A 19,073-nucleotide genomic window follows, 5' to 3' on the forward strand; every position below is an offset into this window, starting at 1 on the left:
TTAAACCAGGCCGAACAGCGTCAACAGCAGGTCAATAACCTTGATACCGATGAAGGGCACCACCAGCCCGCCCAGGCCGTAAATCCACAGGTTACGGCGCAGCATGGCGGCGGCGGTGAGCGGCTTATAGCTCACGCCTTTCAGCGCCAGCGGGATCAGGAAGACAATAATCAGGGCGTTAAAAATCACTGCGCTCAGAATGGCCGAGGCCGGGGAGTGCAGATGCATCACATTCAGCGCGTTTAACTGCGGATAAGTCGCAGCAAACGCGGCCGGAATGATGGCGAAATACTTCGCCACGTCGTTGGCGATGCTGAACGTGGTCAGCGAACCGCGTGTCATCAGCATTTGCTTGCCGATGTGCACCACTTCAATCAGCTTGGTCGGGTTGGAGTCCAGGTCGACCATGTTGCCCGCCTCTTTTGCGGCCTGGGTACCGGAGTTCATCGCTACCGCCACGTCAGCCTGTGCGAGGGCAGGGGCATCGTTGGTCCCGTCACCGGTCATCGCCACCAGACGGCCTTCCGCCTGATATTGACGAATCAATGCCAGTTTGGCTTCCGGGGTGGCTTCGGAAAGAAAATCATCCACGCCCGCTTCGGCGGCAATCGCCGCGGCAGTCAGCCGGTTATCCCCGGTGATCATCACCGTTTTGATCCCCATCTTGCGCAGCTGGGCAAAGCGCTCTTTGATGCCGCCTTTGACGATGTCCTTCAGGGCAATGACCCCGAGCACGCGCGCCCCTTCGGCCACCACCAGCGGCGTCGCCCCCTGACGGGCCACGCTCTCGACCAGGCTGTCCACTTCCGGTGGGAAATGACCGTTGTTGGCCTCAATGTGGCGACGGATGGCGTCAACGGAACCTTTACGGATCATGCGATCCTGGATGTTGATGCCGCTCATGCGGGTTTGCGCCGTGAAGGGCACGAAAGTGGCATGCAGGCTCTGCACGTCGCGCTGGCGCAGGTTGAAGCGCTGTTTGGCGAGGATCACAATGCTGCGGCCTTCCGGGGTTTCATCGGCAAGGGAAGAGAGCTGGGCGGCATCCGCCAGCGTTTTTTCATCCACGCCCGGGGCGGGAAAGAAGTCTGACGCCTGGCGGTTACCCAGGGTGATGGTCCCGGTTTTATCCAGCAGCAAGACATCCACGTCACCGGCGGCTTCCACCGCCCGCCCGCTGGTGGCGATGACGTTGGCACCGAGCATACGGCTCATACCGGCCACGCCGATGGCCGACAGCAGACCACCAATGGTGGTGGGGATCAGACAGACCAGCAGTGCCACCAGAACAGTGACGGTGACCGCGGTGCCGCCATAGGCGGAGAACGGCCAGAGCGTTGCCGTTGCCAGCAGGAAGACAATGGTTAAGGCCACCAGCAGGATGGTCAGCGCAATTTCGTTAGGGGTTTTCCGACGCTGCGCGCCTTCCACCATGGCGATCATCCTGTCGAGGAAGGTCTCACCCGGGTTAACGCTGCACTGGATCACCAGCCAGTCGGAGAGAATGCGCGTCCCGCCCGTCACGGAGGCGAAATCGCCGCCGGATTCACGGATCACCGGCGCAGATTCCCCGGTGATGGCGCTTTCGTCCACCGATGCGCCCCCCTCAATAACTTCCCCGTCGCAGGGGATGATGTCGCCCGCTTCCACCAGCACCACATCGCCTTTACGCAGTTCATCCGCCGGGACGTGGTCCATCTGCGCACCGTATTTTGGTTCACGTAGCTTGCGCGCGAAGGCGGTTTTTTTCACCCCTTTCAGGCTGTTGGCCTGGGCTTTACTCCGGCCTTCCGCCAGCGCCTCTGCGAAGTTGGCGAACAGCACGGTAAACCACAGCCACAGGCTGATGGCACTGGTAAACATCGCGTTTCCCGGCATGTGGCCCGTTCCCATGGCAATCGCCAGGGCGGTGGTCAGGACGCTTCCCGCCCAGACAATAAACATCACCGGGTTGTGCCACTGCACGCGCGGGCTGAGTTTTTTCACCGCATCCATGAGCGCCTGGCGAACTAATGACGGTTCGAACAGGGCCAGTTGTTTACGACTCATGACAATTTCTCCGCAAAATCAGCGTAAAGAGAGGTATTCCGCGACCGGGCCTAACGCGAGGGCGGGGATAAAGGTCAGGGCGCCGACCAGCAACACGGTGCCCGTCAGCAGGCCGATAAACAGCGCGCCGTGGGTCGGCAATGTGCCGGTAGTGGTCGGTTGAATTTTTTTATTCACCAGCGATCCGGCAATCGCCATAACCGGCACAATGATCCCGAAGCGACCCACAAACATGCAGAACGCCAGCAGACAGTTCCAGAACGGTGAGTTGGCGCTTAAGCCTGCAAAGGCGCTGCCGTTGTTGTTGGCGGCAGAGGAGACGGCATAGAGCACTTCGCTAAAGCCGTGGATCCCGGGGTTAAAAATGCCGCTGCGTCCGGCCTCGGTCATCAGGGCCAGTGCGGTGCCGAGCAGTACAAGCGCCGGGGTGACCAGAATCGCCAGTGCGGTTAATTTCATCTCGCGAACGTCGATTTTTTTCCCCAGGTATTCCGGTGTGCGGCCAATCATCAGACCGGCAATAAACACCGCCAGCAGTACGAACAGCAGCATGCCGTAAAGACCGGAGCCCACACCGCCAAACACCACTTCGCCAATCTGCATCAGCCACATCGGGATCATGCCACCCAGTGCGGTAAACGAGTCATGCATGGCGTTAACCGCCCCGCAAGAGGCTGCCGTGGTAACCACCGCATACAGACTGCTGGCGAGAATGCCAAAGCGGCTCTCTTTCCCTTCCATGTTGATCGCGCTATCGGCACCCAGTGAAAGGAAGTGCGGATTACCCTGCCATTCGGCCCACATCACCAGCGCTACGCAGACCGCAAAGATAAGCGACATGGTCCAGAGCAGGGTGCGCCCCTGACGGCGATCGTTGACCACGTCGCCAAAGGCGAAGCAGAGCGCGGCGGGGATCAGGAAGATCGCCAGCATCTGCACAAAATTGGTCAGTGCGGTGGGGTTTTCAAACGGATGCGACGAGTTGGCGTTAAAGAAACCACCCCCGTTCGTCCCCAGCATCTTGATGGCCTCCTGTGACGCCACTGGCCCCATCGGCAGGAGCTGTTTTGCGCCTTCAAGGGAGGTATATGGCGTGTAAGGCAGCAAGTTTTGCAGGGAGCCTTGCTGAATAAAGAACAGCGCGATCAGCAGCGCAATCGGCAGCAGGATCCACAGGGTAATGCGTGTCAGATCGACCCAGGCATTTCCCAGGGTACTGATTTTTTGACGCGCAAACGCACGCGTCAGGGCGAAGATCACCGCGATACCGCTGGCAGCAGAGAGGAAGTTCTGCACGGTTAACCCGGCCATCTGGCTGAAGTAGCTGAGCGTGGTTTCACCGGCATAGGACTGCCAGTTGGTGTTGGTGACAAAGCTGACCGCCGTGTTCAGCGCAAGATGCCAGGACAAACCCGGTAAGTGTTGCGGATTCAGCGGCAGGCTGCCCTGCAGCATCAGCATGGCAAAAAGCGCAATGAGCCCCGCGATATTGAGCAGCAGAATGGCGAACAGGTATTCACGCCAGTTCATCTCCCGATCGTCGATTCCCAGTACACGCCAGATCCCTTTTTCAACGCTTCCCGTGCCGGGCAAGGGGACGTTGTTAATCAGCCGTGCCAGTACCGATCCCAGCGGCCTTGCCAGAATGAACAATACCGCTAAGAAGCTGGCAATAAGCAAAAACGCCTGAGCAGCCATCAGAATGCCTCCGCGTTAATCAGGGCATAAACCAGATAACCCAATAACAGGAACACCAGCACGATGCCGGTAATAAGACCTGCACTCACAATCCACCTCCGGGTGACTTTTGTTGTTGCTCTAACGGTAGGATTTCCGGCGCAAAGATTTCGCAAAAATGAGAAGGGCGGGTGTAAAAAAAGTATAAAAATGGCAAAAGCCACAATTTAACTATTGATAAGTAAATCGTTAACTTTTTTGTAACTTAATTACGGCGTGAAGGTAAATTTCCACTAAACAGACGAAAATAAGTGGTCGGATGAGTAGTAAAATTACAAACAAAGCGATATTATTTTAGCCAGGTCACAGATTTTGAATTTTCCGGATGACGTTTCCGGCCAACTATAGGGGAGAAAATATGGATCTTTATAAAGAGTATCCGGCTCATATCGTGTTCATGCGTCGCACTTTCGCCGTAGTGGCTGGTGTACTGGCACTGCCGGTGATGCTGTTCTGGAAAGATCGTGCACGTTTTTACAGCTATCTGCACCGCGTCTGGGCGAAAACCAGCGAGAAGCCAGTGTGGATGGATCAGGCCGAGAAAGCGACCTGCGATTTCTACTGATACGAAGACGACACACAGCAATAAAAAAACCGCCAACAGCAATGTGGCGGTTTTTTTGTCCCTCGGGATTCGCGGTCCGTTGGGTGATTTTTCAGGCTCTCACACAGAGGTTTTCAAGCATACTTCTGCAAGCTGAAGATTCAAACGCTTGGATCCTAAATATATTCTTAAAAACAATTGAAATGGATTACGCTTCGTTCGTGCGGAGATTACTATGCAGCGTCCCTTTCCGCCATCTCGCAAATGGGCACCGGTCACGGGAGAGGTATTTCCACAACCGTGAGTCAGGCTCCACACAGAGCTTGTGTCCACCGATTTATCACCGGTGGTGAACGGTGGAGCGGTTAGCTGCAGGGACCGCATAGTGAAACGCTATATATGCATTGCGTTCATTGTCGCCAGCGTACTTGTGGTAAAGCGTGATGAACCGATTTCGTTCATTGCTTTCACCTCGATAGCGCAGGACAAGTAGCGTTAAGGCCGCCTCGGGCGGCCTTTTTAATGGCCTTTGAACACCGTCATGACTTATAAAAAAACCGCCAACAACAATGTGGCGGTTTTTTTGTCCCTCGGGATTCGCGGTCCGTTGGGTAGTCTTGCAAGCTCTCACCAGAGGTTGAGGATCTTACTGTTTCTTAATCAATAATCAAACGCTGCTTCTTTAAATATAATCTTAAAAGTTTGCTCAGACGATTCCGGCCAGTATGAAAGCCGACTACCATGCAGCGTCCCTTTCCGCCATCTCGCACATGGGCACCGGTCCCGGGAAAGGTGTTACCACAACCGTAAGACAGGCTCTCGCCAGAGCTTGTGTCCACCGATTTATCACCGGTGGTGAACGGTGGAGCGGTTAGCTGCAGGGACCGCATAGTGAAACGCTATATATGCATTGCGTTCATTGTCGCCAGCGTACTTGTGGTAAAGCATGATGAACCGATTACGTTCATTGCTTTCACCTCGATAGCGCAGGACAAGTAGCGTTAAGGCCGCCTCGGGCGGCCTTTTTTATTTCATCCCGTCTACACTTCATGGCAAAGTACAGTAAAAGCTCGCCGCTTTTTCCTTTGGTGGCGTGCCCTTACGGACATAATGGATATTTGCCTGGAGTTTTATGCCCACCCATCTGGTTTGGTTTCGCGCGGACCTGCGCGTACATGACAACATCGCTCTCGCGGCAGCCTGCCGCTCTCAGGATGCCAGGGTGCTGGCGCTGTTTATTGCTACGCCTGGCCAGTGGCAGCAGCATGATATGGCGCCGCGACAGGCGGCTTTTCTCAGCGCACATCTGAACGACTTGCAACGCTCGCTTGCCGAAAAAGGCATTCCATTGATTTATAAAGAGGTCAGTGACTTCGCTGCGCAGCTTCTGACGATACAGGAAGTCTGCCAGCAGAACGATGTCACGCATCTTTTTTATAACTACCAGTACGAACTGAACGAGCGTCAGCGGGATCGCCAGCTGGAGACGTTACTGAGCGAGGTTCAGTGCCAGGGATTTGATGACAGCGTGATGCTGGCGCCGGGCAGCGTCATGACCGGCAGCCATGAAATGTACAAGGTGTTTACGCCCTTTAAAAATGCCTTTGTGAAACGCCTTAAAGAGGCGCTGCCGGAGTGCATACCCGCGCCCTCCACCAGAGGGGACGCCATAACCGATCTGCCTGAATTAACGTTTAACTATCCCCAACAGGCATTCGATGCGCTTCTGTTTCCCGCAAACGAGAAGGCCGCTATCGCGAAGCTGCGCCAGTTTTGCAAACAGGGCGCAGGAGACTATGACGCGCGCAGGGATTTCCCGGCAATTGAAGGAACCAGCCGTTTATCCGCGAGCCTGGCGTTGGGCGTCCTTTCTCCTCGCCAGTGTTTACATCGTCTTCTGGCGGAGCAGCCTCAGGCGCTGGATGGTGGCTCAGGCTCGGTGTGGCTGAACGAACTTATCTGGCGCGAGTTTTATCGCCATCTGATGACGTATCACCCTGATTTATGTAAGCATCGTCCATTCATTCCCTGGACCGATAACGTAAAATGGCAGCACGATGTAGCGCTTTTAGAGGCCTGGCAGAAGGGTGAGACAGGCTATCCGATTGTGGATGCCGCGATGCGCCAGCTGAATGAAACCGGGTGGATGCACAACCGCCTGCGGATGATTACCGCCAGCTTTTTGGTAAAAGATCTGCTTATCGACTGGCGTGTCGGGGAGCGCTATTTTATTTCCCGGCTGATCGATGGCGATCTGGCGGCGAATAACGGCGGCTGGCAGTGGGCGGCCTCAACCGGTACCGATGCGGCCCCTTATTTCCGCATTTTTAATCCCACGACCCAGGGGCAAAAATTTGATGCCAACGGCGACTTTATTCGCCACTGGTTACCCGCGCTCAGGAATGTTCCTGCTAAAGCGATCCACGACCCGTGGACATGGGCGGATAAACAGGGCGTGAAGCTCGATTATCCGCGTCCGATTGTCGACCATAAACAGGCGCGCGTCGCCACGCTGGCGGCCTATGAAGCCGCCCGCAAAGCTTGAGAGAGTGATGATGAAAAACAGCGAACTGGAAAGCCTGATTAACGAAAAACTGAATACCGTCTCCTTTAGCGACTACGGCCCGAATGGGCTGCAGGTGGAAGGACGCGAAACGGTGCAGAAAATTATCACCGGCGTGACGGCAAGCCAGGCGCTGCTGGACGAGGCGGTTCGTCAGGAAGCCGACGCGGTGATTGTTCATCACGGCTACTTCTGGAAAAACGAATCGCCGATTATCCGCGGTATGAAGCGCAACCGTCTGAAAACGCTGCTGGCGAATGACATCAACCTGTACGGTTACCATCTGCCGCTGGATGCGCATCCGGAGCTGGGGAATAACGTCCAGCTGGCGCGATTATTAGGCATAACCGTGATGGGCGAAATTGAGCCGCTGGTGCCGTGGGGCGAGTTAGCGATGCCGGTGCCGGGTCTGGAACTGGCCTCATGGATAGAAGCGCGTCTCGGGCGTCGTCCCCTGTGGTGCGGCGATACCGGGCCCGATCTCGTGAAGCGTGTCGCCTGGTGTACCGGGGGCGGGCAAGGCTTTATCGATAGCGCCGCGCGCTTCGGTGTCGATGCGTTTATTACCGGTGAAGTTTCTGAGCAGACGGTTCACTCCGCCCGGGAGCAGGGGCTCCATTTCTACGCGGCAGGCCACCATGCGACGGAGCGTGGCGGCATTCGCGCCCTCAGCGAGTGGCTGACGGAAAATACCGATCTGGATGTGACCTTTATTGATATCCCTAATCCGGCCTGATGAGAGGTAGTTAAGTGCAGCGAGCGCGTTGTTATCTTCTGGGTGAAACCGCAGTGGTACTGGAGCTGGAGCCGCCTGTTACGCTGGCGACGCAAAAGCGAATCTGGCGGTTGACCCAGCGTCTGGCCGACATGCCAGAGGTGGTTGAGGCCATTCCAGGTATGAATAACATTACCGTCGTGCTGCGTAGCCCGCACACGCTGGCTCTGGATGCTATCGAACGTTTACAGCGCTGGTGGGAAGAGAGTGAAGCGCTGGAGCCTGACTCCAGAACGATTGAGATCCCGGTGGTGTACGGTGGCGCGGGGGGACCCGATCTCCCGGTTGTCGCGGAACACTGCGGGTTAACGGAAAAGCAGGTCGTCGAGCTGCACGCTTCGGTTGATTACGTTGTCTGGTTCCTGGGGTTTCAGCCGGGCTTCCCGTACCTTGGCGGGCTCTCCCCGCGGCTGCATACGCCGCGTCGCGCGGAGCCTCGCCTGAGTGTACCGGCTGGCACCGTCGCAATAGGCGGCGAGCAGACCGGTATTTATCCCCTGGCTTCGCCTGGCGGCTGGCAGCTTATCGGACATACGTCCATGCCCTTATTTGAACCCGGACAGGCATCGCCGGTTCTGTTGCGTGCCGGTGATACCCTCCGCTTTATTCCGCAGAAGGAGGGGGTATGTTAACGCTTATTCGCGCCGGGCTTTACACTTCCGTTCAGGATGCGGGCCGCTTTGGCATGCGCCAGTCTGGCGTGAGCTATTGCGGCGCGCTGGACAGGCCCGCGCTGGAGATTGCTAACGTGCTGGTGGGCAACCCCGGCAATACGGCTGCGCTCGAAATTACGCTCGGGCAGTGTGTCATTGAGTTTGGTCAGGAGACCTGGTTTGCCTTAACCGGCGCCGGGTGCGATGCCACGCTGGATGGCAAAGCGGTCTGGACCGGCTGGCGGCTGCGGGCGAAAGCCGGACAGCGTTTAACGCTTAAGCGTCCTCTGCACGGGGTGCGCAGCTATCTTGCGGTCGCGGGCGGGATTGACGTGCCGGAGGTGCTGGGGTCAGCCAGTACCGATCAGAAAGCTGGCATTGGCGGTCACGAAGGACGGTTGCTACGCGATGGGGACCGTCTGGCGATTCACCCCTCTGCGCGCCACTTCTCGACGGCTCAGGGGGTGAAGCAACTGCTCTGGGGCAACCAGATCCGCGCCTTACCGGGGCCGGAATATCATGAGTTCGACGAGGCCTCTAAAGAGTCCTTCTGGCGCTCGCCGTGGAAGCTCAGCCCACAAAGTAACCGCATGGGCTACCGTTTGCAGGGGCAGCCGCTGACCCGTACGACAGACCGTGAATTGCTTTCCCACGGCTTATTGCCCGGCGTCATCCAGGTGCCGGGGAACGGTCAACCGATAGTGTTGATGAATGACGCGCAAACAACGGGCGGTTACCCGCGTATTGCCTGCATTATTGAAGCCGATCGCTACCATCTGGCGCAAATCCCCCTGGGGCAGCCGATTCATTTCGTGCAATGTTCTCTGGAGGAAGCGCTCAAGGCGCGTCAGGATCAGCAGCGTTATCTGGAACAACTGGCGTGGAGGCTCGATGGTAAAGATTGATTTAAACGCCGATCTGGGCGAGGGCGGTAGTGCTGACGCTGAACTGATGACGCTGGTTTCGTCGGTCAACATTGCCTGCGGTTTTCACGCGGGCGATGCCCAAACGATGCTTGAGAGCGTGCGAAACGCCATCAAATACGGCGTGGCGGTGGGGGCTCACCCGAGCTTTCCGGATCGGGAGAATTTTGGCCGTACCGCGATGGATCTCCCGCCGGAGACGGTTTACGCCCAGACGCTCTATCAGACAGGCGCACTGGAGGCGATTGTTCGCGCCGAGAACGGTGTGCTGCGTCACGTTAAGCCGCACGGCATGCTCTACAATCAGGCGGCAAAAGATCCCGTTCTGGCTGACGCCATCGCCCGCGCGGTACGGGACTGCAACCCGCAGCTGATACTGGTTGGTCTGGCGGGGAGCGAGCTTATTCGTGCGGGGCAGCGTCTGGGGTTAACCACGCGTCAGGAAGTCTTTGCCGACAGAGGGTATTTGCCTGATGGCAGCCTGGTCCCCCGGTCCCAGCCCGGCGCGTTAATCACCGATGCGTCTCAGGCGCTGGCGCAGACCCTTCAGATGGTGCGTGAGGGGACCGTCAACGCGACGGATGGCTCAACGGCCAGCGTACAGGCGGAAACGGTTTGTTTACACGGCGATGGCGAACATGCGCTGCAGTTTGCGCGCCGCTTACGGGCGGCTTTTGCAGAGCAAGGTATTCTCGTTAGCGCCTGATCATCATAAGGACAGAAAAATGCCAGAAGGCCCGGAGATCCGTCGCGCGGCGGATAGCCTCGAGGCGGCGATAAAAGGCAAACCGCTGACGGATGTCTGGTTTGCTTTCCCTCAACTGAAACCGTTTGAAGCCCCGCTGGTGGGGCAAACGGTGACGCATATTGAAACGCGCGGAAAAGCGTTGCTTACGCACTTTTCCCATAACCTGACGTTATATAGCCACAACCAGCTTTACGGCGTGTGGCGCGTGGTTAACGCGGATGAACAGCCGCAAACCACCCGCGTGCTGCGCGTCAGGCTGCAAACGGCAGAGAAAGCGATCCTGCTGTACAGCGCATCTGATATCGAAATGTTAACGCCTGAGCAACTGCTTACGCACCCGTTCTTACAGCGGGTCGGGCCCGACGTGCTGGATATGCGCCTGACGGCGAGTGATGTCAAAGCCCGCTTGTTGTCCCCCAAATTCCGCAACCGGCAATTTTCCGGATTATTCCTCGATCAGGCGTTTCTGGCCGGACTTGGCAACTACCTGCGGGTGGAAATCCTCTGGGAAGTCGGGCTGGCACCGCAGCACAAAGCTTCTCAGCTGAGCGATGAACAGCTGGAGGCGCTGTCCCACGCGCTGCTGGACATTCCGCGGCTGTCATACAACACGCGCGGGGTGGTGGACGAGAATAAGCATCACGGCGCGCTTTTCCGGTTCAAGGTGTTTCATCGGGCGGGGAAAAAGTGCGAGCGGTGCGGCGGGATTATAGAGAGGACAATGCTCTCCTCAAGACCGTTTTACTGGTGTCCACATTGTCAAAAATAAAAAAGCCGGGTAGCGGCTACGCCTTACCCGGCCTACGTTTCGCATTTGTAGGCCCGGTAAGCGGTAGCGCCACCGGGCTTGTCTTTTAGCGCTTCAGATCAGACTTAAAATCACGCTGCTCGTAGCCGGTGTACAGCTGACGAGGACGGGCGATTTTCATGCCTTCGCTGTGCATTTCGTTCCAGTGCGCAATCCAGCCAACGGTACGGGCCATGGCGAAGATCACGGTGAACATGGAGGACGGAATACCCATCGCTTTCAGAATAATGCCAGAGTAGAAATCGACGTTCGGATAGAGTTTCTTCTCGATGAAATACGGGTCGTTCAGCGCGATGTGTTCCAGCTCCATCGCCACTTCCAGCAGATCATCTTTAGTGCCCAGCTCTTTCAGCACTTCGTGGCAGGTCTCGCGCATTACGGTTGCGCGTGGGTCGTAGTTTTTGTAAACACGGTGACCGAAGCCCATCAGGCGGAAGGAGTCATTCTTATCTTTCGCACGACGCACGAATTCAGGAATGTGCTCAACGGTGCTGATCTCTTCCAGCATCTTCAGTGCTGCTTCGTTCGCGCCGCCGTGCGCCGGTCCCCACAGGGAGGCGATGCCCGCAGCGATACAGGCGAACGGATTAGCGCCTGAAGAGCCTGCGGTACGGACGGTAGAGGTCGATGCGTTCTGTTCGTGGTCAGCGTGCAGGATCAGAATACGGTCCATTGCGCGTTCCAGCACCGGGTTCACTTCGTACTCTTCGCACGGCGTGGAGAACATCATGCGCAGGAAGTTACCCGCGTAGGAGAGGTCATTGCGTGGGTACACAAACGGCTGGCCGATGGAGTATTTGTAACACATCGCCGCCATGGTAGGCATTTTGGACAGCAGACGGTAAGCGGCGATTTCACGGTGACGCGGGTTATTCACGTCCAGAGAGTCGTGGTAAAACGCCGCCAGCGCACCGGTAATCCCGCACATCACCGCCATCGGGTGAGAGTCACGACGGAACGCATGGAACAGACGGGTGATCTGCTCATGGATCATGGTGTGACGGGTCACGGTGGTTTTAAATTCATCGAACTGAGCCTGTGTCGGTTTTTCGCCGTTCAGCAGGATGTAGCACACTTCCAGATAGTTGGATTCGGTGGCTAACTGATCGATAGGGAAGCCGCGATGGAGCAGGATACCTTCGTCACCGTCAATGAAGGTGATTTTGGATTCGCAAGATGCGGTAGAAGTAAATCCAGGGTCAAAGGTAAACATCCCTTTGGAACCCAGCGTACGGATATCAATAACATCCTGACCGAGCGTGCCTTTTAGCACATCCAGTTCAATAGCATCATCACCATTTAGGGTGAGTTTTGCCTTAGTATCAGCCATTTACGGTCTCCTTAGCGCCTTATGCTTAAGACTGCGCTTTACCGGATTTGCCTTCAGCTGTTAATCATCGTTACCAGATTGTTATTTGGCTTACCGCTCAGCTCACGAGGACAAACCAGGGTACAGAGCTATGGCGCCTTGCAGGTAAACGAATGAAATATCAGTGAAACCACAGCAAATCAGCGTTTTTGCAGTCCGAATTATTCAAACCTGTATATCACTAATAACTGTCCTGATAACTTCGGTCAATACCATCACACTGTTACATAACTATTTGTCAGGTGAAAGTGAGACCTCATAACTTTTGCGCATTATATGCCTTTTCTGATGACGTTTGTAACAATATTGTTTAACATTTGTCAAATCAGATGATTAAAAATTAAAAAGATGTTGTTATCGTGACCCTGATCACTGTTCCAGAGAAAACCCAACAAACTGTATGTAGGTTAATTGTAATGATTTTGTGAACGGCCTATACTGCCGCCAGGTCTCCGGAACACCCTGCAATCCCGAGCCACCCAGCGTTGTAACGTGTCGTTTTAGCATCTGGAAGCAATGTTTTGCATGACGCGCAGTTATAGAAAAGGAACGCTGCTTGACCCGCATCGCAGTCCGGAGGAAGGAAACAATAAGAACAGCATGTGGGCGTTATTCATGATAAGAAATGTGAAAAAACAAAGACCTGTCAATCTGGATCTGAAAACGATCCGGTTCCCTGTAACAGCAATAGCGTCCATTCTGCACCGTGTTTCAGGTGTGATTACGTTTGTGGCGGTCGGCATTCTGCTGTGGTTACTGGGTACCAGCCTCTCTTCCCCTGAAGGATTCCTCCAGGCCTCGGCCATCATGAACAGCTTCTTCGTGAAATTCATCATGTGGGGCATTCTGACCGCACTGGCGTACCACGTTGTGGTGGGTGTTCGCCATATGCTGATGGACTTTGGCTATCTCGAAGAGACCTTCGAAGCCGGGAAACGCTCCGCTAACATTTCATTTGTGATTACAGTCGTGCTTTCACTTCTCGCAGGAGTTCTCGTATGGTAAGCAACGCCTCCGCATTAGGACGCAACGGCGTACATGACTTCATTCTGGTCCGTGCTACCGCCATCGTTCTCACCCTTTACATCATCTATATGATCGGTTTCTTCGCCACCAGCGGGGAGCTTACGTGGGAAATCTGGAGTGGGTTCTTCGGATCGGCCTTCACCAAAGTGTTCACCTTGCTGGCGCTGTTCTCCATCCTTATTCATGCCTGGATTGGTATGTGGCAGGTGCTGACCGATTACGTTAAACCTCTGGCGATTCGCCTCCCTCTGCAGCTGGCCATTGTTGTTGCTCTGGTGGTTTACGTTATTTATGGATTTGTTGTGGTGTGGGGTGTGTAATGAAACTGCCAGTCAGAGAATTTGATGCTGTCGTCATTGGTGCGGGTGGCGCAGGTATGCGTGCCGCACTGCAAATTTCCCAGAGCGGCCAGAGCTGTGCGCTGCTCTCTAAAGTCTTCCCAACCCGTTCCCATACTGTGTCTGCGCAGGGCGGTATTACCGTTGCGCTGGGTAACTCCCATGAAGATAACTGGGAATGGCACATGTACGATACGGTAAAAGGTTCCGATTACATCGGTGACCAGGATGCCATCGAATATATGTGTAAGACCGGCCCGGAAGCGATTCTGGAGCTGGACCACATGGGTCTGCCGTTCTCCCGTCTGGAAAATGGCACCATCTATCAGCGTCCGTTTGGCGGCCAGTCGAAAAACTTCGGCGGCGAGCAGGCGGCACGTACCGCGGCGGCGGCTGACCGTACCGGTCACGCACTGCTGCACACCCTGTATCAGCAGAACCTGAAAAATCACACCACCATCTTCTCCGAGTGGTACGCGCTGGATCTGGTGAAAAACGCCGATGGCGCAATCGTCGGTTGTACCGCACTGTGCATCGAAACCGGTGAAGTCGTTTACTTCAAAGCCCGCGCAACCGTGCTGGCGACCGGTGGTGCAGGCCGTATTTACCAGTCCACCACCAATGCTCACATCAACACCGGTGACGGGGTCGGTATGGCTATCCGCGCGGGCGTGCCGGTGCAGGATATGGAGATGTGGCAGTTCCACCCAACCGGTATCGCCGGTGCGGGCGTGCTGGTAACGGAAGGTTGCCGCGGTGAAGGGGGTTACCTGCTGAACAAACACGGCGAGCGCTTTATGGAGCGTTATGCCCCGAATGCGAAAGACCTGGCGGGTCGTGACGTGGTGGCGCGTTCCATCATGATCGAAATCCGTGAAGGCCGCGGCTGTGATGGCCCATGGGGTCCTCACGCGAAGCTGAAACTCGACCACCTGGGTAAAGAGGTGCTGGAATCCCGTCTGCCGGGCATCCTGGAACTGTCGCGCACCTTCGCGCACGTCGACCCGGTGAAAGAGCCGATCCCTGTCATCCCAACCTGCCACTACATGATGGGCGGTATTCCGACCAAAGTGACCGGGCAGGCGCTGACCGTAAACGAGCAGGGCGAAGATGTGGTTATCCCTGGCCTGTTCGCAGTGGGCGAAATCGCCTGCGTATCGGTACACGGTGCTAACCGTCTGGGCGGCAACTCCCTGCTGGACCTGGTGGTGTTTGGTCGTGCGGTGGGTCTGCATCTGCAGGAATCCATTGCCGAGCAGGGTGCGCTGCGTGATGCGACCGACGACGAAATTGATGCTTCTCTTGAACGCCTCAACCGCTGGAACGGCAACCGTAACGGCGAAGATCCGGTGGAAATCCGTAAAGCGCTGCAGGAGTGCATGCAGCACAACTTCTCGGTATTCCGCGAAGGCGACGCGATGGCCAAAGGTCTTGAGCAGCTGAAAGCGATCCGCGAGCGTCTCAAAAACGCCCGTCTGGATGACACCTCCAGCGAGTTCAACACCCAGCGCGTAGAGTGTCTGGAGCTGGATAACCTGATGGAAACCGCGTTCGCGACCGCGATGGCGGCAAACTTCCGTACCGAAAGCCGTGGCGCCCATAGCCGCTTCGACTTCCCGGAGCGTGACGATGAAAACTGGCTGTGCCATTCCCTGTATCTGCCAGAGTCGGAATCCATGACGCGTCGTAGCGTCAATATGGAACCGAAACTGCGTCCGGCGTTCCCGCCGAAGATTCGTACTTACTAATGCGGAGACAGGATAATGAAACTCGAATTCTCAGTTTATCGTTATAACCCGGATGTTGATGATGCTCCGCGTATGCAGGACTACACCCTGGAAGCGGAAGAAGGTCGTGACATGATGCTGCTGGATGCCTTAATCCAGCTGAAAGAGAAAGATCCGACCCTGTCGTTCCGTCGCTCCTGCCGTGAAGGGGTCTGTGGCTCTGACGGTGTGAACATGAACGGCAAAAATGGCCTGGCCTGCATCACGCCAATTTCAGCGCTGCAGCGTCCGGGTCAGAAAATTGTTATCCGTCCTCTGCCAGGTCTGCCGGTCGTGCGTGATTTGGTGGTAGACATGGGGCAATTCTATGCACAATATGAGAAGATTAAGCCTTACTTATTGAATAATGGGCAAAATCCACCCGCTCGTGAGCACTTACAGTCTCCTGAGCAGCGTGAAAAACTCGATGGGTTGTACGAGTGTATTCTTTGTGCATGTTGTTCAACGTCCTGCCCGTCGTTCTGGTGGAACCCGGACAAGTTTATCGGCCCGGCCGGTCTGCTGGCTGCCTATCGCTTCCTGATCGATAGCCGCGACACCGAAACCGAAAGCCGTCTGGAAGGACTGAGTGACGCTTTCAGCGTATTCCGCTGCCATAGCATCATGAACTGCGTCAGTGTGTGTCCGAAGGGGCTGAACCCGACGCGCGCCATCGGCCATATTAAGTCGATGCTGCTGCAGCGCAGTGCGTAAGTAAATTTGCCGGACAGCGCTGCGCTTATCCGGCCTACGAGTCTGTAGGCCCGGTAAGCGTAGCGCCACCGGGCAAAATGCAGAAACCTTTAAAAACTGCCCTGACGTTTAGACAGTTTCTAAAGGTTCCTTCGCGGGCCAAATGAAAAGAGCTCGCAGGTGAACCCCGGCACGTACACGGTGTGTACGTGGTAGTTTCTACGGCGAAAGTAAGCATAAAAATGCTTAAGGGATCACGATGCAGAACGGCGCAATGAAAGCCTGGCTGGACTCTTCTTACCTCTCTGGTGCCAACCAGAGCTGGATAGAACAGCTCTATGAAGACTTCTTAACCGATCCTGACTCAGTGGACGCAAACTGGCGTTCCATGTTCCAGCAGTTGCCTGGCACGGGAGTCAAACCGGATCAATTCCATTCCAAAACACGTGATTATTTCCGTCGTCTGGCGAAGGATGCCTCACGTTACTCTTCTGCGATTTCCGACCCTGACACCAATGCGAAGCAGGTTAAAGTCCTGCAGCTTATCAACGCTTATCGCTTCCGTGGTCACCAGCATGCGAATCTCGATCCGCTGGGACTGTGGAAACAAGACCGTGTGGCCGATCTCGATCCGGCGTATCACGATCTGACCGAGGCCGATTTCCAGGAAAGCTTTAACGTAGGTTCCTTTGCCATCGGCAAAGACACGATGAAGCTGGGCGATCTGATTGACGCGCTCAAGCAAACCTACTGCGGCTCCATCGGCGCGGAATACATGCACATTACCTCTACCGAAGAGAAACGCTGGATCCAGCAGCGCATCGAATCCGTAGCAGGCCACGCGACCTTCTCGGCTGACGAGAAAAAACGCTTCCTCAATGAACTGACGGCAGCGGAAGGGCTTGAGCGCTATCTGGGCGCGAAATTCCCGGGCGCAAAACGCTTCTCGCTGGAAGGCGGCGATGCGCTGGTGCCGATGCTGAAAGAGCTGATTCGTCACGCAGGCAAGAGCGGCACCCGTGAAGTGGTGCTGGGCATGGCGCACCGTGGTCGTCTGAACGTACTGGTCAACGTGCTGGGTAAAAAACCGCAGGACCTGTTCGACGAATTCGCGGGCAAACATAAAGAACATCTCGGCACCGGCGACGTGAAGTACCACATGGGCTTCTCGTCTGATATCGAAACCGAAGGCGGTCTGGTTCACCTGGCGCTGGCGTTTAACCCGTCACACCTGGAGATCGTCAGCCCGGTCGTTATCGGTTCCGTTCGTGCGCGTCTGGATCGTCTGGATGAGCCAAGCAGCAATAAAGTGCTGCCAATTACCATCCACGGTGACGCCGCGGTCACCGGGCAGGGCGTGGTTCAGGAGACCCTGAACATGTCAAAAGCGCGTGGTTATGAAGTGGGCGGTACCGTGCGTATCGTCATCAATAACCAGGTGGGCTTCACCACCTCTAACCCGCTGGATGCGCGTTCTACTCCATACTGCACCGACATCGGTAAGATGGTTCAGGCGCCGATCTTCCACGTTAACGCGGACGATCCGGAAGCGGTCGCCTTCGTGACCCGTCTGGCGCTGGACTTCCGTAACACCTTCAAACGTGATGTGTTCATCGACCTGTTCTGCTACCGCCGCCATGGCCATAACGAAGCCGACGAGCCGAGTGCAACCCAGCCGTTGATGTACCAGAAAATCAAAAAACACCCGACCCCGCGCAAAATCTACGCTGACAAGCTGGAAAGCGAAAAAGTGGCGACGCTGGAAGATGCGACCGAGATGGTTAACCTCTACCGCGACGCGCTGGATGCAGGTGAATGCGTGGTCAAAGAGCTGCGTCCGATGAACATGCACTCCTTTACCTGGTCGCCGTACCTCAACCACGAGTGGGATGAGAGCTACCCGAACAAGGTCGAGATGAAGCGCCTGCAGGAGCTGGCTAAACGCATCAGCACCGTACCAGACGCTATTGAGATGCAGTCTCGCGTGGCAAAAATTTATGCTGATCGTCAGGCTATGGCGGCAGGCGAGAAGCTGTTCGACTGGGGCGGCGCGGAAACGCTGGCTTACGCGACGCTGGTTGACGAAGGTATTCCTGTTCGTCTGTCCGGTGAAGATGCGGGCCGTGGCACCTTCTTCCACCGTCACGCGGTCGTGCATAACCAGTCCAACGGTTCAACGTACACCCCGCTGCAGCACGTGCACAACGGTCAGGGCCAGTTCAAGGTCTGGGACTCCGTGCTGTCTGAAGAAGCGGTGCTGGCCTTCGAATACGGTTACGCCACGGCTGAACCGCGTACCCTGACTATCTGGGAAGCGCAGTTCGGTGACTTCGCCAACGGTGCGCAGGTGGTTATCGACCAGTTTATCTCTTCCGGCGAGCAGAAATGGGGCCGTATGTGTGGCCTGGTGATGCTGCTTCCGCACGGTTATGAAGGTCAGGGCCCGGAACACTCCTCCGCGCGTCTGGAACGTTATCTGCAGCTCTGCGCTGAGCAGAACATGCAGGTTTGCGTACCGTCAACCCCGGCTCAGGTTTACCACATGCTGCGTCGTCAGGCGCTGCGCGGTATGCGCCGTCCGCTGGTGGTGATGTCGCCTAAATCCCTGCTGCGTCATCCGCTGGCGGTCTCCAGCCTGGATGAACTGGCCAACGGCACCTTCCTGCCGGCTATCGGTGAAATTGATGAGCTGGATCCGCAGGCTGTGAAGCGCGTGGTGATGTGTTCTGGTAAGGTTTATTACGACCTGCTGGAACAGCGCCGTAAGAACGATCAGAAAGATGTCGCCATCGTGCGTATCGAACAGCTTTATCCGTTCCCGCACCAGGCGGTGCAGGAAGCGCTGAAACCGTACGCTCACGTACATGATTTTGTCTGGTGCCAGGAAGAGCCGCTCAACCAGGGCGCATGGTACTGCAGCCAGCATCATTTCCGTGAAGTGATTCCATTTGGGTCAGCCCTGCGCTATGCAGGTCGCCCGGCCTCCGCCTCTCCGGCGGTAGGGTATATGTCCGTTCACCAGAAGCAGCAACAAGATCTGGTCAATGACGCGCTGAACGTCGATTAATTAAAGGATACATA

Annotated in this window: 16 protein-coding genes; 12 read left to right on the forward strand and 4 right to left on the reverse strand. The window is 56.0% G+C overall.

The genetic code is table 11. The features are described from left to right. Genes kdpB through kdpF form a run of 3 tightly spaced genes read right to left on the reverse strand, consistent with a single transcriptional unit; the run spans position 1 to position 3,836 of the window. Positions 1 to 2,049: a potassium-transporting ATPase subunit KdpB gene (gene kdpB / locus C1N69_RS06275; RefSeq protein ID WP_155030857.1), complete on the reverse strand. Its 2,049-nt coding sequence runs from the start codon at positions 2,047 to 2,049 to the stop codon at positions 1 to 3. 18 nt (positions 2,050 to 2,067) lie between these two features. Further along, positions 2,068 to 3,747 carry a potassium-transporting ATPase subunit KdpA gene (kdpA, locus tag C1N69_RS06280; protein WP_155030858.1) on the reverse strand — a complete coding sequence of 560 codons (1,680 nt, stop codon included), beginning with the start codon at positions 3,745 to 3,747 and terminating at the stop codon, positions 2,068 to 2,070. After that, positions 3,747 to 3,836 (reverse strand): K(+)-transporting ATPase subunit F, encoded by a 90-nt coding sequence (kdpF, locus tag C1N69_RS06285; protein WP_015386886.1) that lies wholly within the window; start codon positions 3,834 to 3,836, stop codon positions 3,747 to 3,749. The genes kdpA and kdpF overlap by 1 nt, the downstream gene beginning before the upstream one ends. Before the next feature lie 308 nt (positions 3,837 to 4,144). Between kdpF and C1N69_RS06290 the strand changes: the two genes are divergently transcribed. From C1N69_RS06290 to nei, 7 genes are all read left to right on the forward strand, one after another. Next, positions 4,145 to 4,351, forward strand: coding sequence for a YbfA family protein (locus C1N69_RS06290; protein ID WP_014069366.1), 207 nt, complete (start codon positions 4,145 to 4,147; stop codon positions 4,349 to 4,351). 1,111 nt (positions 4,352 to 5,462) lie between these two features. After that, complete coding sequence (phrB, locus tag C1N69_RS06295; protein ID WP_155030859.1) at positions 5,463 to 6,875, forward strand: deoxyribodipyrimidine photo-lyase; 1,413 nt, start codon at positions 5,463 to 5,465, stop codon at positions 6,873 to 6,875. Between the two features lie 10 nt (positions 6,876 to 6,885). Next, positions 6,886 to 7,629: a type 2 GTP cyclohydrolase I gene (locus C1N69_RS06300; RefSeq protein WP_025756368.1), complete on the forward strand. Its 744-nt coding sequence runs from the start codon at positions 6,886 to 6,888 to the stop codon at positions 7,627 to 7,629. 14 nt (positions 7,630 to 7,643) lie between these two features. Next, on the forward strand, positions 7,644 to 8,300 hold the full coding sequence (pxpB, locus tag C1N69_RS06305) for a 5-oxoprolinase subunit PxpB (protein ID WP_025756369.1): 657 nt from the start codon (positions 7,644 to 7,646) through the stop codon (positions 8,298 to 8,300). After that, a complete protein-coding gene (gene pxpC, locus C1N69_RS06310; protein WP_047958037.1) occupies positions 8,294 to 9,226 on the forward strand; it encodes a 5-oxoprolinase subunit PxpC in 933 nt (310 codons plus the stop codon). Before pxpB ends, pxpC begins: the two co-directional genes overlap by 7 nt. Continuing rightward, on the forward strand, positions 9,213 to 9,950 hold the full coding sequence (gene pxpA, locus C1N69_RS06315) for a 5-oxoprolinase subunit PxpA (RefSeq protein WP_155030860.1): 738 nt from the start codon (positions 9,213 to 9,215) through the stop codon (positions 9,948 to 9,950). The genes pxpC and pxpA overlap by 14 nt, the downstream gene beginning before the upstream one ends. Positions 9,951 to 9,969: 19 nt before the next feature. Next, positions 9,970 to 10,761, forward strand: coding sequence for an endonuclease VIII (nei, locus tag C1N69_RS06320; protein WP_025756372.1), 792 nt, complete (start codon positions 9,970 to 9,972; stop codon positions 10,759 to 10,761). An 85-nt stretch (positions 10,762 to 10,846) separates the two neighbouring features. Here the strand turns inward: nei and C1N69_RS06325 are convergent, their stop codons facing one another. Further along, positions 10,847 to 12,130 carry a citrate synthase gene (locus C1N69_RS06325; protein WP_025756373.1) on the reverse strand — a complete coding sequence of 428 codons (1,284 nt, stop codon included), beginning with the start codon at positions 12,128 to 12,130 and terminating at the stop codon, positions 10,847 to 10,849. Positions 12,131 to 12,769: 639 nt separating this feature from the next. On the opposite strand from C1N69_RS06325, the gene sdhC reads away from it, so the two are divergent. From sdhC to sucA, 5 genes are all read left to right on the forward strand, one after another. Continuing rightward, positions 12,770 to 13,174 (forward strand): succinate dehydrogenase cytochrome b556 subunit, encoded by a 405-nt coding sequence (gene sdhC / locus C1N69_RS06330; protein ID WP_020684965.1) that lies wholly within the window; start codon positions 12,770 to 12,772, stop codon positions 13,172 to 13,174. Further along, positions 13,168 to 13,515, forward strand: coding sequence for a succinate dehydrogenase membrane anchor subunit (sdhD, locus tag C1N69_RS06335; RefSeq protein ID WP_012016623.1), 348 nt, complete (start codon positions 13,168 to 13,170; stop codon positions 13,513 to 13,515). The genes sdhC and sdhD overlap by 7 nt, the downstream gene beginning before the upstream one ends. Beyond that, on the forward strand, positions 13,515 to 15,281 hold the full coding sequence (sdhA, locus tag C1N69_RS06340) for a succinate dehydrogenase flavoprotein subunit (RefSeq protein ID WP_025756374.1): 1,767 nt from the start codon (positions 13,515 to 13,517) through the stop codon (positions 15,279 to 15,281). Before sdhD ends, sdhA begins: the two co-directional genes overlap by 1 nt. Positions 15,282 to 15,296: 15 nt before the next feature. Next, on the forward strand, positions 15,297 to 16,013 hold the full coding sequence (gene sdhB / locus C1N69_RS06345) for a succinate dehydrogenase iron-sulfur subunit SdhB (protein WP_014883037.1): 717 nt from the start codon (positions 15,297 to 15,299) through the stop codon (positions 16,011 to 16,013). A 238-nt stretch (positions 16,014 to 16,251) separates the two neighbouring features. Next, entirely contained in the window at positions 16,252 to 19,059 is a 2,808-nt protein-coding gene (sucA, locus tag C1N69_RS06350) for a 2-oxoglutarate dehydrogenase E1 component (protein ID WP_045286158.1), read from the forward strand. Positions 19,060 to 19,073: the final 14 nt, after the last annotated feature.

Source organism: Enterobacter sichuanensis (assembly GCF_009036245.1).
Classification (GTDB): Bacteria; Pseudomonadota; Gammaproteobacteria; order Enterobacterales; family Enterobacteriaceae; genus Enterobacter; species Enterobacter sichuanensis.

Coding starts and splice junctions, on each gene's coding strand:
- kdpB (WP_155030857.1), bottom strand. CDS start 2,049: ATGAGTCGTAAACAACTGGCCCTGTTCGAACCGTCATTAGTTCGCCAG.
- kdpA (WP_155030858.1), bottom strand. CDS start 3,747: ATGGCTGCTCAGGCGTTTTTGCTTATTGCCAGCTTCTTAGCGGTATTG.
- C1N69_RS06290 (WP_014069366.1), top strand. CDS start 4,145: ATGGATCTTTATAAAGAGTATCCGGCTCATATCGTGTTCATGCGTCGC.
- phrB (WP_155030859.1), top strand. CDS start 5,463: ATGCCCACCCATCTGGTTTGGTTTCGCGCGGACCTGCGCGTACATGAC.
- C1N69_RS06300 (WP_025756368.1), top strand. CDS start 6,886: ATGAAAAACAGCGAACTGGAAAGCCTGATTAACGAAAAACTGAATACC.
- pxpC (WP_047958037.1), top strand. CDS start 8,294: ATGTTAACGCTTATTCGCGCCGGGCTTTACACTTCCGTTCAGGATGCG.
- pxpA (WP_155030860.1), top strand. CDS start 9,213: ATGGTAAAGATTGATTTAAACGCCGATCTGGGCGAGGGCGGTAGTGCT.
- nei (WP_025756372.1), top strand. CDS start 9,970: ATGCCAGAAGGCCCGGAGATCCGTCGCGCGGCGGATAGCCTCGAGGCG.
- C1N69_RS06325 (WP_025756373.1), bottom strand. CDS start 12,130: ATGGCTGATACTAAGGCAAAACTCACCCTAAATGGTGATGATGCTATT.
- sdhC (WP_020684965.1), top strand. CDS start 12,770: ATGTGGGCGTTATTCATGATAAGAAATGTGAAAAAACAAAGACCTGTC.
- sdhD (WP_012016623.1), top strand. CDS start 13,168: ATGGTAAGCAACGCCTCCGCATTAGGACGCAACGGCGTACATGACTTC.
- sdhA (WP_025756374.1), top strand. CDS start 13,515: ATGAAACTGCCAGTCAGAGAATTTGATGCTGTCGTCATTGGTGCGGGT.
- sdhB (WP_014883037.1), top strand. CDS start 15,297: ATGAAACTCGAATTCTCAGTTTATCGTTATAACCCGGATGTTGATGAT.
- sucA (WP_045286158.1), top strand. CDS start 16,252: ATGCAGAACGGCGCAATGAAAGCCTGGCTGGACTCTTCTTACCTCTCT.